The organism is Streptomyces sp. NBC_00448, from assembly GCF_036014115.1.
GTDB lineage: Bacteria > Actinomycetota > Actinomycetes > Streptomycetales > Streptomycetaceae > Actinacidiphila.
In genome coordinates this window covers 8,644,555-8,659,184 of the sequence record NZ_CP107913.1, presented here as the reverse complement: position 1 = coordinate 8,659,184, position 14,630 = coordinate 8,644,555, and the positions used below count along the sequence as shown (strand labels likewise).

The window sequence follows — 14,630 nt, the reverse complement described above, 5'->3', positions numbered from 1 at the left end:
TCCTCGGACAGCCGAGGGGGCGCCCGCGCCGCTCCAGGAGGCACCTGCGCGGGCGCTCGCGCACCGGCGGACGGACCGACCACCGGTCAGACCGACCGCCGGTCAGACGAACAGCACGCAGGACACCGCGGGCAGTGCCAGCGAACCCGTCTGCTTCGGGATGCCGGTGGCCGGGTCGACGTCGAACCAGCTCACGTCGCCGGAGTGCTCGTTGGCGGCGTACAGGCGGGTGCCGGACGGGTCGAGGGTGAGGTGGCGCGGCCAGGCGCCGCCGCAGCTCACGGTGTCGAGGAGTTCGAGCTGCTCGCCGGTCTCGTCGATGCCGAGCACCGCGATGCTGTCGTGCCCGCGGTTGGCGGCCCAGGCGAACCGGCCGCCGGGCGAGACCACCAGCTCCGAGGGGTAGTTGTCGCCCTTGACGCCGTCGGGCAGCACCCGCGTCTCGGCGAGCGGCCGGAGGCTGCCCTTGTCGGCGTCCCAACGGCAGACGGTGACGACCGAGTCGAGCTCGTTCATCACGTAGGCGTGGCCGCCGCCGGGGTGGAAGGTGAGGTGGCGCGGGCCGATGCCGGAGCGCAGGCCGAGTTCCCGCTCGACCTCCAGCTCGCCGGTGGCCGGGTCGAGCTCGCAGACCCGTACCGAGTCCGTGCCGAGGTCCACGCTGAGCAGCCAGCGGCCGCTGGGGTCGGGCAGCACCGCGTGCGCGTGCGGGGCCTCCTGGCGCTGCGGGTTCGGCCCGTCGCCCTCGTGCGCCAGGACGCACCGGACCGCGCCCAGCGCGCCGCCGTCCTCGACGCCCAGCACGCTCACGCTGCCGGGCGCCGCGTAGTTGGCGGTCACCAGGTGGCCGTGGTGCAGCGCCAGGTGCGTCGGCGCGCCGCCGCGGACCGGCACGGGGTCGCCCAGCAGCTTGGGGGCGGCCGGGTCGGCCAGCGAGAACGCGGCGGCCGTGCCGTCCGGGTCGGTCTCGCCGACCGCGTAGAGCGTGCCCCCGTCGGCGGACGCGGTGAGGAAGGACGGGTTCCGCACCTCGGCGGTGTGGCCGAGCGCGGTCAGCGCGCCCGTGCCCGGGTCGACCTCGGCGGCGGTGAGCCCGTGCCCGCCCGCCGACGTGAACGACCCGATGTATGCATGTGCGGCCACTTGCCGTACCTCTTCCGACTGACACCTGTACGGCGGCTGAGAGTAGTACCTGCGGCGGTCGGCGTCGCCCCCGGGTCACCCGGTGGGGGCACGACGGACCCCCGGGGCGACGCCGTCGGGCGCCCCGGGGGTCGGATTCCGTTCCGTGGACGGTCAGAAACCGCCGTAGGACGACACGGTGTAGGCGCAGTCCGTGTAGTAACTGCCCGAACGCAGCGTCTCGGAGTCCGCGTGCGAGGTGGCGCCCGAATCGCCCGACGGCTTGTGCAGGAAGTAGACGGTGCCGGTCGGCAGGTAGATGGTCTTCTCCGGGTAGTGCTTGCCGCTGGCCTGGCAGGCGCTGCCCTGCGCGCCGGCCTCACTGGAGTAGGCGTGGCAACTCCCGCACGCCTTGAGGGTGAAGCTGCCGGTGACCTTGCCGGTGTAGAGGATCTGCACCGGGTCAGGGCTGTCGTTGCTGACGATCAGTTTGATGCTCCCGCCGGAGGCCATCGTGGGCACGTGCTTGCCGGCCGGGGCCTCCTCCTTGGCGATCTCCGCGGCGATGGCGAACTTGTGGGCCAGCGCGTTGTTCTTGTCGTGCGGGTACTTGCCGGTGAAGTCGTTCATCGTGGTGAGCGCCGTGTCGAAGTCACCGGACTTGTACTGGTGCACGCCGCACGCGTACGTACCCGACTCCACATGGCTCCCTGCACGCGAGGAGTCCTTGGCCAGGGCCGCCGCGGCGCTGCCGTGCGCCTTGCCGGAGAGGGTGGTGGCGAAGGAGCCGAGGCCGGTGACCTTCTGGGTGGCGCCGCAGGGGTCGCTGCCGCCGATCGCCTTGGCCGCCTTGTCGATGGTGGAGCTGACCGCCGGTTCCACCTTCGCGGCCTGCGGCGACTGCGGGAAGGTGGTGAGCAGTTCGCCCAGGTCGTTCTCGTCGCCGCCGGAGGAGGTGGACTGGTCGGTGCTCTGCAGGTCGGCGACCCCGCACTCGTACAGCGACGTCGCCAGCTTGTCGTCGGGCCAGGTGGCCAGCGAGCCGACGCCGTCCTTGCCGAACGAGTCGGGCACGGTGCGCAGGTACTTCAGCGGGGGTATGGCGTCGCAGTACTGCTGCTGGTCGAACGGCGCGGCGACCGTCGAGTAGAACGTCTGCAGCCGGTCGGGCACCAACTTGGCGGCCTTGGAGCCGGAGTGGTGCTTCTTGAGGTCGCCGTAGGAGGCGAGGGCCGACTTGTACGCGGGCTGGGCGGACGAGAAGTCCTTGCCCTTGGCGGCGGTCACCTTGCTGTCGGCCGCGGCGAGGCGGTCCAGCAGCATCTTCTGCGTCGCGTTGTCCCGTGCGTTGTCGTAGAGGACCACGCCGCCGGCCGGCACGGCCAGCAGCACCAGGCCGACCAGGACCGCGACCGGTGCGAGCGGCGGCCACGACAGGCGGGTGCGCAGGCCGCGCCACGCGCCGTGTGCGGCGGCCAGCACCAGGAAGGCCAGATAGCCGGCGAGGACGCCGCCGGAGACGCCGTCCGGCTTGGCCGGCAGCGCGACGACCACCAGCGCGGCGGTGGCGATCAGGCAGATCGCCAGGCCCAGCCAGCGGCGCATGAAGGCGTAACCGAGGCCGAGGCCGCTGAGGTTGAGCAGCCCCACGGCGACGGCTCGCAGCGCGTCGGCGGGCGGTTTGGGCGCGGCGGGGGGCGCGGGCGGCGGGGGTGGCGGATATCCGCCGGGGCCACTGCCGGGCGGGCCGAAGCCGCCCGCCGGGGCGCCGTAGCCACCGTAGCCGCCGGCGGTGGGCGGAGCCGGCGGGACCGGCGGGACGGGTGGCGGCGCGCCGTAGCCGCCGGGGCTGCCGTAGCCGCTTCCCGGCGGGTTGCCGGGACCGCCCGGACCACCGGGGCCTCCCGCGCCGCCGGGTGGCGGCGCACCGTAACCACCGCCGCCACCGGCCCCGTTCTGCCCATCCCAAGACACCGCGAACTCCCCCACCCTCGGTCACCGTCGACATCGCCGGGCGCGCGTGATCGCGCCCGGGTGTGGCCGGAGCCTATGCGCACGGCCCGGTTCGTGCCCGTGAATATGAAGATTCCGCCGGTGGTCCGCCGGTTCCCTTCCGGCGCGACTTTTCCGTCGGCCATGGCGGTGGCTCGAAATGATCGTCGGCCGACGACCCGTCGGTACGGTGAATATGCCAAGAACACAGCCGTGAGGGGACCACCGGCCCATGCCCGTCGACGCCCTGGACGCCCGTATCCTGCGGCTGCTCCTTCAGCAGCCGCGTACCAGCGTCCGCGAGTACGCCCGTATCCTCGGCGTCGCCCGCGGCACCCTCCAGGCGCGGCTGGACCGCATGGAGCGCGACGGCGTGATCACCACCGCCGGTCCGCGGGTCTCGCCCGCGGCCCTCGGCCACCCGGTGCTGGCGTTCGTCCGGATCGAGGTCGCGCAGGGCCATCTCGACGAGATCGGCTCCGAGTTGGCGGTGGTGGCCGAGATCATCGAGGCGTTCTCGATCACCGGCGGCGGCGACCTGCTGGCCCGGGTCGTGGCCCGCGACAACGCGCACCTGGAGGACATCATCCAGCGGCTGATACGGCTGCCGGGGGTGGTCAGGACCCGCACCGAGATCGCGTTGCGGGAGCGCGTGGCCGAGCGGGTGCTGCCGCTGGTGGAGACGGTGGAGCGGGCGGCCGAACGGCTGCGGGCCGCCGAACCGCGGCTGCCGGAGGGGCAGGAGGCGGACGGGGCGGGGTCCGACGCCGATCGGGAGCCGGACCCGGGTACGGACGAGGGTCCGGCTACGGACGCAGGTACGAACGCAGCTACGGACGAGGGCGCGGGCCCGTCGGCCTCCGCTCCGGCCGCGCGCTCCGCCTCCCCCGCACCCGGTGCCCCATCGGCGCCGCGCCCGCAGGGCGGGTGGCACGGCGGGGCAGCGTCCCACGCGCCCGCGGCTCAGCGCGCCGCGAGGTAGTCCTTCGCCTCCTGGGACGCCTTGGACAGCGCGCCGGAGTCGAACGGCGGCTGCGGGTCGTACTCGATGGCGAGCTGGAACGCCTCGGCGGCGACCCGGCCCGCGGCGAGTTCGGCGAGCCGCAGCGCCATGTCGATCCCGGAGGAGACGCCCGCCGAGGTGATGATTCCCCCGGGCTGCTCCACCACCCGCTGCTCGGTGTAGGTGGCGCCGAAGGAGGCCAGTTTCCCGGCCGCGCTCCAGTGCGTGGTGGCCGTCAGCCCGTCCAGCAGCCCGGCGGCGCCCAGCAGCAGCGAGCCGGTGCACACCGACGTGGTCCACCGGGTGGTGGCGTGGATGCGGCGAATCCACTCCAGCAGCGCCTCGTTGCCGAGGTTGCGGGACGCGCCGGGGCCGCCGGGCACGAGCAGCACGTCGGCCGACGCCGTCGCGTCGAGCGTGGCGGACGGGATCACGGTCAGCCAGCCGGCGTCATCGGTGACCGGGGCGGTGGACCGCGCGGCGAAGACCACCTCCGCTCCGGGCAGCATCCGCAGCAACTCGTAGGGGCCGATGGCGTCGAGCGAGGTGAAGCCGTCGAAGACCGGAACGACGATTCGCACGGGCGGAACCTTTCGGGAGTGATCGTTTTCGGGCGTGTCCGACGCCGTTCCGGACCCTTGAGGGCCGGTACGTGTCGCTGTACGGGCGTGTCGGTTTGTCGACCTGATATGCGGTCGGTTCATCGACTCCTGGGCAGAAAAGGGGCAGTTGGGGGTCAGGGGTCCCGTGGGTACGCCGAGCCCGGGCGAGTGGCCGGAAGGCGCCCAGGGCACCGATCCGGCCGGCTACCGGGGCGGTTCGGCGACCGCGGCCGGGCCCGCGGTCGCGGGGGCGAGTACGGGGGTGAGCGCCGGCGCGGGCGCGGAGAAGTGCCGTCGGTACTCCCCCGGGGTGACCCGGACCCGCCGCTTGAAGCTGCGGTGCAGCGTCTCGACCGTGCCGAATCCGCATCTGCGGGCCACGCCGTCGAGCGTGGCGCCGGTGGACTCCAGCAGCCGGCGCGCGGCCTCGATCCGGGCGCCCTCGACGTACGCCCCCGGGGTGCGGCCGGTCTCGGCGCGGAAGACGCGGGTGAAGTTGCGCTCGCTCATCCCGGCGCGGGCGGCGAGCGCGGGCACCGCGAGGTCGTCGCAGAGGTGGTCCGCGATCCAGTCGAGCACCTCCCGCAGCGGCGACCTGTCCGGGCGCTGCGCCGCGAGCTGGGTACTGAACTGGGCCTGCCCGCCCGGGCGTTGCACGAACATCACCAGGTGACGGGCGATCGTCCTGGACACGTCGGGGCCGTGGTCCGCCTCGACCATGGCGAGCGCGAGGTCGATGCCCGCGGTGACCCCGGCCGACGTCCACACGTCGCCGTCGCGGACGAAGATCGGGTCGGGGTCGACCGTGACGGCCGGGTAGCGCTCGGCCAGTTCGGCGCAGACCGACCAGTGGGTGACGGCCCGGCGCCCGTCGAGCAGCCCGGCCTCGGCGAGCAGGAAGGCGCCGCTGCACACGGACGCGGTACGCCGGGCGGTGCGCGCGGTGGCCGCGAACCACTCGACGAACTCCCTTTCCCGGCAGGCTCGTCGGACACCGGGTCCGCCGACCGCGACGAGCGTGTCCACCGGGCCGCCGGCTCGCGCGGCGGGCAGCGTCGGGGTCACCGCGAGGCCGCCGCTCGACGCGACCGGGCCGGCCCCGGCGGCCACGACCTCGATCACCGTCCGGTCCGCGCCGTCACCCACGCGGGGGTCCGCCGCCCCTCCGCCCGCCGCGGCGGCTATCCGTCCGGCGCTCGTGAACACCTCGTGCGGCCCGGTCAGATCCAGGATCTGGAAGTCCGGGTAGACGGCGAAGACGATGCGGCGGCTGGTCACGTCACCATCCTGGGCGTGGGCCGGGAATGGCGGCAAGGACAGGGTTATGACGATTCCGGCCACCGTCGGTGCACCGGGAAACCATCTACGCGCGTCCGCCCTCTGGCGGACGCGCGTAGAAGCGCGCATCATGGCCGTGCCCCACCGCACTGCAGCCCCAACGTCCCCACCCGGCACAGCCGGAGGCGCCCGATCCCGGGGCCCACGCGCGCAGCGCCGCGTCGCGTGCGGCTCCACGAGACACCGCGGGCACGCCACACCCCGGGCACGTCGCAGACCGTACGTCGCAGACCGCGTTTCGCACGTCGCACCTCGTACGCCGCACCCCGCGCATCGCACCCCGTACGTCACACCCCGCGCATCGCACCCCGTACGTCGCACCCTGAACTCCTCCCGAACTCCCGCGAACCCCACCCCGTATCCCGAGTTGTCATGCACAGGACATCTCGACATTTCGACATCAGCGAAGGGAACCCGACATGGCTTGCGGATCGACCAGCCTCTGGGCAGGTGAGACCTCCTGGTTCTGCTGCGGCAGCTCCTGGGGCCCCTGCGGCAGCGCCGGCACCGGCGCCTGCGGCACCTGCCAGTCCAGCTCCAACCAGGCCGCCTGGCCCTACGCCAGCCAGGCGTGCTTCAACATCACCCGGCCCGACCTGTGCGGCGAGGGCCTTCCGCAGCGCGGCTGCGGTTCGGTGATGAACGTCAAGCACCAGTGCTCCGGCGCCCAGGTCTGCGTCACGATCTCCGACTGCGGCCCGAGCACCCACAGCTTCTGCGGCGAGGCCACCTGCTGCAACGGCGCCTGCCGCACCAACCGCGTGATCGACCTGACCCCGGCGGCCTTCTCCGCGATCGGCAGTCTCAGCTCCGGCCTGCTGCCGGTCTACATCTACGAGTGACCCGACCCGGCAGGAGGAGCACCGACATGAGCAACCGCCAGGACCCCAGGGCCCGTTCCGGGTTCGACCGCAGGCGCTTCCTGACCACCGCCGCGCTCGGCGGCGCCACCATCGTGGGCGCCTCCGCGCTCGGTGGACTCGACGCGGACGCCGCGTTCGCCGCGCCGTCCCCCTCCCTCGACCCCGCGATCGCCAAGTCGGCGTTCGCCGAGGGACGAATCACCGCCATCAAGGGCACCGTGCTCGAAGTCGCCGGCTCGTACGGCGACCGGCACCTGATCCAGCTCACCAACGCCACCAGCGTCTGGAAGCTGCACACCACCACCGCCGACGCGATCGAGGTCGGCGACGGCCTGTACGCGCGGGGCGTCGACATGCCCGACGGCACCATCGCCGCCGACGCGGTGTGGGTGAACATCGTGAACCTGTTCTGCACGATCCGGGGCATCGCCAAGGACCGCCTGCACCTCACGCACGGCGACGGCAACCACGCCGTGGTGGGCCGGATCGTGCCCCGGACGACCACCGCGTCCTACCTCGGCGGGTCGCTCACACCGGACCTGTCCCGGGTGCGGATCGGGCAGTCGGCGCAGGTGCTCGGCGCCTGGCGGCCCGCGGACGACTCGGTGGACATCGCCCGCGTCACGGTCGGCCATTGAGGAGCGGCGCGATGATCCTCGACCTCGCTCCCCTGGTGTGCGGTGTGCTGCTCGCGGTGAGCGGCGCGGCCAAGCTGCTGGGCCGGCGCACCGCGCAGGTGGCGGCGAACACCGTACTCGTGCGGGTGCTCGGCAACGGCCACCGGGCGGCGTTCGCGCTGCGCGCGGTGGGGGCCGTCGAACTCGTGGTGGCCGCGGGCCTGCTGGCCGCCCCCGGCACGCTCCTGCCCGGCGCGGCCACCGCGCTGCTCGGGGCGGGCTTCACCGGCTACCTCGGCTATGCGAAGGCGACCGCGCCGCAGTCCTCCTGCGGTTGCAGCGCCCGTGACGAGGGTCCGATCGGCGTGCGCTCGTTCCTGCGGGCCGGCGCGGTGCTGGCCGGCGGGGTGGCCGCGGCCTTCGCGGGCACCGCCTGGTGGTCGCGGCTGGCCCGGGACCCGGGCTGGTCGGTGCTGGTGGCCGCGGTGGCCGCGGCGGGCCTGCTCGCCCTGTCCACCGACCTGGACCGGGTGTGGATGCCGCTGCGGCGGCTGCGGCTGCGGGTCTTCGGCACTCCGCTGCCGGCCGGCCCGCGCGGCTGGGTGCCCGTCGAGGCGTCGGTGGAACTGCTGGAGCGCTCGCTCGCCTGGCAGGCGTCGGCGCCGATCGTCCGTTCCGCGCTCCTGGACTCCTGGGACGACGAGGGCTGGCGGGTGCTGCGGTTCGCCGGCGTGCACCACGACGCGGGCGGCGCGCGGCCGGTGAACGTGCTGTTCGCGCTGGACGACCAGGCGACCAGGGACGCGAACCCGAGCCCCGCGGTGCGGGTGTCGGTGATCGACGACCGCACCCAGGAGGTCGTGCCGGTGGACCTGCTGGAGCTGTCCGGGCTGCACAAGCCGCTGCGGATGGCCTGACCCGGCCCGCCCTCGCGGGACCCGCGCCCCGGGCGAACCGCGGCTGCCGGAACCGCGCCCGGGGTGGCCGCTCTCCGTGAAGAGCGGCCACCCCGGTTTCCGTGCGTCCGCCCTACTGCGGCGGGTAGCCCACCGGCGGGTTGGCGTACGACCCGTAGACCCGCATCTCGGCGGCGGCCGCGAACGGCAGGCCGTTGAGCGCGTTCAGCCCGGTGAAGCGGACGTAGGAGGCCCTGACCGGGGTGAAGTTGATCTGCTGCGTCTGCGGGGAGTCCACGAGGGTGCCGTGGGTGACGGTCTGCCAGGTGGTGCCGTCGTCGGAGACCGCGATCTCGTAGTCACCGATCCGGCCGTTGAGGCCGCCGCTCTGGCGGTCGAGGTAGCCGAAGCCGTCGACGTCGGCGGGTCCGGACAGCTTCAGGGTGACCCAGTGCGGGTAGGGCGCCTCCGAGTTGGTGTAGTCGGTGTGCCAGATGGTGCCGGGGTCGCCGTCGAGCACGTTGGCGACCGGGCCTTCGGTCGGGTCGGAGGAGAGGTTCTCGGAGTCGGCGGTGGCGGTCATGGAGCCGGGCGAGAGCAGCGCGCGGGAGGCGACCGTCGCCTTGGCGTCGGTGGCGACGGTCTTGGTGGCGCCGCCGTTGGTGTAGGAGGCGGTGGCCTTCCAGCTCGCCGAGGTGCCCGCCGCACCGGCCGGCGCGGTGATCAGCCAGGTGGTGGTCGCGCTCGCGCCGGGCTTGACGGCCGCGAAGGCGTTGCCGCCCTGCTTCTCCACTTCGGCGGTCCAGCCGGCGGGCAGCCCGTCGAGCGTCATCCGCACACCGGTGGCGTCGGTGGTCTCGCTGTTGGTGAAGGTGGTGGCGTACTCGCTCGGCACCCCGGGGCTCAACTCCGCGGTGGGCGGCACCGTGACGCTCGCGCAGGCCGGCCCGGTGGCCGAGGGGCCGAGGTCGGTGACGGTGAAGTCGTCCAGCACGAAGTCCGTGCCGGAAGCCCCGCCGAGCTTGCGCAGGCCCACCCAGGTGTCACCGCACCCGGCCACGATGTCCTTGCTGTAGGTGGCGGTGTCCAGCGCCGGGTCGAGGGTGTCGCGGGTGACGTCCTTCGACGTGACCTTGCCGCCGCCGACGGTGTCGGCGCCCGTCACCCAGGCCCACTGCCCGTCCACGTTGGTCTGGTACCTGAACGACACCCGGTACTGGTGCCCGGCGGTGAACGGCACGGTCGCCGGCACGGTGCGGTAGACCAGTCCGGTGTTCTCCTCGTGGGCCTTCAGCGAGTGGTCGCCGCCGATGACGTCGTCCACCGCCTGACCCTTGAGGGTGCCGGAGTTGTAGGGGGCGTAGGTGTTCTTCCAGGTCTTCTGGCTGTAGGGCGCGTGCAGGTCGCTGATGCTGGTGCGCGGGTCGGTGACGCCTCCCGCGTCGCCCTTCACGAAGGGGCCCCAGCCGGGCTGGTTCCCCTCGAAGTCCTCGCTCGCGACGAGGGTGCCGCCGTCCGCCTTGCTGCCGGCCTTGGGCAGCGGGACGGTGCTGTCGGCCATCAGCCGCACGTCGTCCAGGGTGACCGCCGCGTCGCCCGCGGCGGCGCCGATGGCGACGGTGACCCGGCCGCCGGGCGGTGCGGTGAAGGTGACCGAGGCGCGCTGGGCGTACGTCCCCTCCTTGGCGTCGGCCGCGACCTCGTTGGGCGCGGGTGTGGTGTCGAAGGTGTTCGCGGCGGGCTGCTTGCCGCCGCTGACGCCGAGGGTGACGGCGCGCCGCTGCCCCTTGGCGATCTCGACGTCGGCGCTGAGCGTGTAGGTCTTCCCGGCCTTCAGTCCCTTGACCTGCTGGGAGATGCCGGACGCGGCGCCGGTGCCGAGGCGGGCGACGTTGTCGCCGTTGGTGGTGCGCGCGACGGCCGCGCCGCCGGTCGGGTGCCAGGCGGTCAGGTCGCCCGCGTTGAAGCCCGGGTCGGACAGGCCGCTGCCCTGGCCGTAGTCCACGTCCGTGTGCGGGGCCTTGCCGCCGGTCGGCACCAGGACGTACGGCTGGTTCTTGGTGGTGGTCAGGGTGACCTGGCCACCGGACGGGGTGATGTCGGCGGCCTTGACCCGGCCGGTGTCGGTGAGCCGGTAGAGGGTGAAGTGCCGGTCGCGGGCGAACTGCGCGGTGAGCCCGAAGGTGTGGGTGCCGCCCGACGCGCTGAAGGCGTACATCTTGTCGGCGTCGCTCGGCGAGGAGGTGCCGTCGCCGCCCTTGGCCTCGCCCCACGGCAGCAGGTAGCTGTCGCCCTTCAGGACGAGGGCGCCGCCCATGGTGATCTGCCGCACCCCGTCGGTCATCGCGACGCCGACCCCGCCGGTGAGCCGGGCGGACTTCCCGAAGTCCCAGCCGGTCACCTGGTAGTGCTGGAGGAACTTGGTGGGCAGGTTCTCGGTGAAGATGTTGCTGTAGAAGGCGTTCCAGTCGTCCTGGCCGGTCCAGCCCTCGAACTCCTTGATGTCGGAGCCGCCGAGCAGCGGGTCGACGTTCCACACGTCACGGTCGGTGTTGCCGATGAAGCGGACGATGTTGGAGTTGATGCCCTTGTTGGTGGGGCCGCCGTAGTTCTTGTCGCTGGCCCAGTGCGACCAGATCGACTCGCCCTCGAACTTGTACGCCCACTCGCTGGCGACCTCGAAGCCCATCTTGTGCAACTGGGTGGCGAGTTCGTCGGCGAGCCAGCCGCTGGAGTAGTAGGCGTCGATGTAGACGGTCTTGATGCCGGGCGCTTCCTTGCGCAGCTCCTTGAAGCGGTCGAGGATCGCGCCGCTGCCCAGGTCGGTGCGCTGGTCGATGTGGTACGACTGGTTGAGCCAGTCCCAGCCGTTGACCTGGCCCTGGACCAGGCCGGAGCTGAAGTGCTTCGCCTGCGGGTACGCCTCGGTGACGTTGACGTGCACGGCCAGGTCGGCGTTGTACTTCGCGCCCTGGGCGGCGAGTTGGTCGAGGTCGCTCAAACCGCCGGCCCGCACGTTGTAGTCGCCGCCGTAGTCCGGGTGCCCGGAGTCGTGGCCCTCGTTGGCGTAGCCCTTCTCCAGCACCCACTGGCCGAGGTCGTCGGTGGCGAGCGAGATCCGCTTGACGTTGTCGAGCGTCTTCAGGAACGGGTTGGTCGCCTCGCTGGCGAAGTTGAACGGGATGTGCTGCACCACGCGTTCCGGGACCCGGTCCGCGCCCAGCGGGCGCGTCATCGCGTTCCGGTAGGCGATCGCGCCGTCCTCCCAGGTCACCTGGCCGTCGCCGTTGGCGTCCCCGGCCAGCACCACCGTGGTCTTCGGCAGCGTGTACGTCGCCACCCGCGGGTCGGTCGCGCCCTTGGCCGCGTAGGTGTAGTTGCCGACCGACAGCTCCGCGCGCCGGGCGCCGCCGCCCGCGTCCACGATCCGCGACTGGAGCCGGGTGTTGCCGTTGTCGTTGTTGTCCTGCGCGGCGTCGTCGGTGGCGTCGGTGAGCAGCCCTGCGGACAGCCGGGAGTCGGCGACGAAGCCGTAGGGGGTGCCGACCGACGCCGCGTCCGGCGTGGTGGCACCGGTGACCGCGATGAACTGGTCGGCGGTCGTGGTGGAGTCGGTGGAGATCCTGGTACGGGCCAGGTTCGCGTGCGGGTCGGAGGTGTCGACCGACACCAGCGACTGGTCCGGGATCGACAGCTCGTCCACGGTGCGGGCCGCACTGCCGGCGATCTTCTTCACCTCGAACACCACGGTCTTCTTCGCGGTCACGGTGATCGCCGAGGTGATGGTGACGTTCGGCAGGTCGGCGAAGGTGGAGGTGTACGTCGCGGTGTCGCCCGTGACGCGCGTCGCGGTGGTCGCGGTGTGCGCCTTGCCGTTGATGTCGAACGTGTCCAGCACCGACGGCTGCCCGCCGAGCGTGCCGCCGTCCATCACGTACGACACGACCTGCGGGAACTCCTTGGCCACCTGGACCTTCAGCCCGCCGCGCGACAGGGTCACCGGGGTGGCGGGGTGCGCCGGGGGCGGCGGCGTCACCGGCGCGGGCGTGGTGTCGCCGGTCGCGCGCACCCGCAGCTCGGAGACGGACGCGTTGTCGCTGCCGTTGACCGCGCTGTCCGCCTCGAACCTGACGTAACGGCCCTTGACCGGCTTGTCGAACGCGACCGTCTGCACCTCGGTGTCGGCGGTGGGCTGGTGGAACGACCCCGTGGCGGCGGGTGCGCCCCAGTCGCCCTTCGGGTCCTTCGCGACGGCCGGGTCGTCGGTGACGTAGACCTTGAAGTCCTTGACCGGGCCGTTGTCCTGCTTCTTCACGGAGTAGTCGAGGCCGGTGAGGGTGAACGACCCGCCCACGTCGACGGTGAGCCAGTGCGGCATCGGCGTCTTGGCGACGCCGGCCCCGTTCACGACGTCGTAGGCGACGGTCCACTGCGTGCCGGTGTCGTCGTCGAACGCCGCGAGCGCGGTGCCGTCCAGCGCCGGCGGCGCCGGATACGCCGGCGACTGCGAGTCGGCGCCGACCAGGCTGTACTGGCCCGGGTCGATGGGTGTGCCGGGGTCCGCGGCCGCCAGCGCGGCCGGCGCCGCCGCCAGCGCGGGGGTCACGCCGACCGACAGCAACGTCAGCGAGGCGAGGAACGCGACCGCGGTCGCAAGCCGCCGGCTACGTCTGCGACGCGGTGAACGGGGTGGGCTCGAGGTCATGCCAACTACCGCCTAGGGCTGGGAGAGAGCCGAAAGTGGTGCCGACTGTAGCCGCGATGGCATCGATAACACCAGAGCCTGTGAACCAAGCGAGCAAGCCTGATATCGCCGCACACACCCGATGAGCACCCGGTCCAGCCGGAAAGGGGGCGCGGGGAACGGCGCGCGTAACCCACCACCGGTAGGTGGTCCCTCGACGGGCAGGACGGGGCACTCAGGTCGGCAAAAGGGGCGCGGGGAACGGCGCGGCCGACCCACCACCGGCGGGTGGTCCCTCAACCGACAGCACCCACCACCCCGGAGGGTCAGCGCACCCTGACGGGAGCAGTGCTCGCGCGGACCACCAACGTGGGCTCCACGGAAGCGGGTTCGGGAGCGGCGCCCGGCTCGGCGATCGCGCGGACCAGGTGCGCCACCGCGAGCGCCCCCATCTCAGCGAACGGCTGCGCGACCGTGGTCAGCGAGGGCGAGCAGTACTCGGCGAGCGCGATGTCGTCGACCCCGACCACGGAGATGTCGTCCGGCACCCCGCGCCCGAGTTCGTGCAGCGCCCTGATCACGCCGAACGCCATCTCGTCGCTCGCCACGAACACCGCGGTGACGTCGGGGATGCGGCCCAGGATCAGGCCGTTGCGGTAGCCGGACGCGGGCGACCAGTCCCCCGCCAGCTCCGGCGGGACCGTACGCCCGGCGGCCTCCAGCTCGGCCCGCCAGCCGGCCGCGCGGCTCGCCGCGTCCAGCCACTGCCCGGGCCCGGACACGTGCCACACCGTCTCGTGGCCCAGGTCGAGCAGGTGCCGCGTCGCGAGCCGCGCGGCGAGCGACTGGTCGACGGCGACCACCTCAGTCGCCGAGGTGCGCGAGCCGTCGATGGTGATGGTGGGCACCGCACCGGTCAACTGCTCGATCTGCCGCGAGACATGGATGAGGGGCACCGCGAGGATCACGCCCTCCACGTGCTGGTCGGCCAGCCGCTGCAGCGCACCCTCGATCGCGGAGGTGTCCAGCGACGCGGTGGTGGCGGTGCTCACCGCGTACCCGGCGGCCTGCGCGGCGTGCTCGATCCCCGAGGTGAGCGCGGTACGCGAGTAGAAGCTGGTCTGCAGGGTGACCACGCCGATGGTGCGGCTGCGGCCCGAGGAGAGCATGCGGGCGGCGTTGTTCCGCCGGTAGCCGAGCTGCTCCACCGCGGCCAGCACCTTCGCCCGGGTCTTCTCCTGCACGTTAGGGTGCCCGGCCAGCGCCCGGGAGACCGTCTGCGCGGACACTCCCGCGACCCGCGCGACGTCCGTCATCCCCGGCGGCCGTACGCTCTCGCGCCCGCTCTGCTTCTCCATGGGCCCCTTCCGCTCCTCCCCTCGATGATAACGGTCCCATCCGCCACCCTCCCGTGCGGCCGAGCGCCCCTCGGGGGTGGCCGCCGCCCGCGAAGGGCACCCTGGCCCCGGAGAGGGGCCGCCCAGGGGCCGCCAGGCACCCGGCACGGGCCGGG

General features: G+C 72.9%; 9 protein-coding genes and 1 pseudogene. 4 read left to right on the top strand and 6 right to left on the bottom strand.

Annotated elements, in window-relative coordinates:
• Positions 1 to 102: 102 nt before the first annotated feature.
• Positions 103 to 1,143 carry a lactonase family protein gene (locus tag OG370_RS37160; RefSeq protein ID WP_328472204.1) on the bottom strand — a complete coding sequence of 347 codons (1,041 nt, stop codon included), beginning with the start codon at positions 1,141 to 1,143 and terminating at the stop codon, positions 103 to 105.
• A 153-nt stretch (positions 1,144 to 1,296) separates the two neighbouring features.
• Positions 1,297 to 3,096, bottom strand: a complete 1,800-nt coding sequence (locus tag OG370_RS37155; protein ID WP_328472202.1) for a hypothetical protein — start codon at positions 3,094 to 3,096, stop codon at positions 1,297 to 1,299.
• A gap of 250 nt (positions 3,097 to 3,346) precedes the next feature.
• Here OG370_RS37155 and OG370_RS37150 point away from each other — a divergent pair.
• Positions 3,347 to 3,814, top strand: a pseudogene (locus tag OG370_RS37150) (Lrp/AsnC family transcriptional regulator); the annotation flags it as partial.
• Positions 3,815 to 4,077: 263 nt separating this feature from the next.
• Here the strand turns inward: OG370_RS37150 and OG370_RS37145 are convergent.
• Together OG370_RS37145 and OG370_RS37140 are read right to left on the bottom strand one after the other, a co-directional pair.
• Positions 4,078 to 4,698: a DJ-1/PfpI family protein gene (locus OG370_RS37145; RefSeq protein WP_328472200.1), complete on the bottom strand. Its 621-nt coding sequence runs from the start codon at positions 4,696 to 4,698 to the stop codon at positions 4,078 to 4,080.
• A gap of 225 nt (positions 4,699 to 4,923) precedes the next feature.
• Positions 4,924 to 5,997 carry a GlxA family transcriptional regulator gene (locus OG370_RS37140; protein WP_328472197.1) on the bottom strand — a complete coding sequence of 358 codons (1,074 nt, stop codon included), beginning with the start codon at positions 5,995 to 5,997 and terminating at the stop codon, positions 4,924 to 4,926.
• Positions 5,998 to 6,476: 479 nt separating this feature from the next.
• Between OG370_RS37140 and OG370_RS37135 the strand changes: the two genes are divergently transcribed.
• From OG370_RS37135 to OG370_RS37125, 3 genes are read left to right on the top strand one after another with little or no spacing between them, the layout of a single operon-like run.
• Complete coding sequence (locus OG370_RS37135) at positions 6,477 to 6,899, top strand: hypothetical protein (protein ID WP_328472195.1); 423 nt, start codon at positions 6,477 to 6,479, stop codon at positions 6,897 to 6,899.
• A gap of 26 nt (positions 6,900 to 6,925) precedes the next feature.
• Positions 6,926 to 7,558, top strand: a complete 633-nt coding sequence (locus tag OG370_RS37130) for a cell wall protein (RefSeq protein WP_328472193.1) — start codon at positions 6,926 to 6,928, stop codon at positions 7,556 to 7,558.
• Positions 7,559 to 7,569: 11 nt separating this feature from the next.
• On the top strand, positions 7,570 to 8,454 hold the full coding sequence (locus OG370_RS37125) for a MauE/DoxX family redox-associated membrane protein (RefSeq protein WP_328472191.1): 885 nt from the start codon (positions 7,570 to 7,572) through the stop codon (positions 8,452 to 8,454).
• A gap of 112 nt (positions 8,455 to 8,566) precedes the next feature.
• Here the strand turns inward: OG370_RS37125 and OG370_RS37120 are convergent, their stop codons facing one another.
• Both OG370_RS37120 and OG370_RS37115 read right to left on the bottom strand, forming a co-directional pair.
• Positions 8,567 to 13,138 (bottom strand): endo-alpha-N-acetylgalactosaminidase family protein, encoded by a 4,572-nt coding sequence (locus OG370_RS37120; protein ID WP_328472189.1) that lies wholly within the window; start codon positions 13,136 to 13,138, stop codon positions 8,567 to 8,569.
• 305 nt (positions 13,139 to 13,443) lie between these two features.
• Positions 13,444 to 14,475: a LacI family DNA-binding transcriptional regulator gene (locus OG370_RS37115; RefSeq protein ID WP_328472187.1), complete on the bottom strand. Its 1,032-nt coding sequence runs from the start codon at positions 14,473 to 14,475 to the stop codon at positions 13,444 to 13,446.
• Between the last annotated feature and the right edge of the window lie 155 nt (positions 14,476 to 14,630).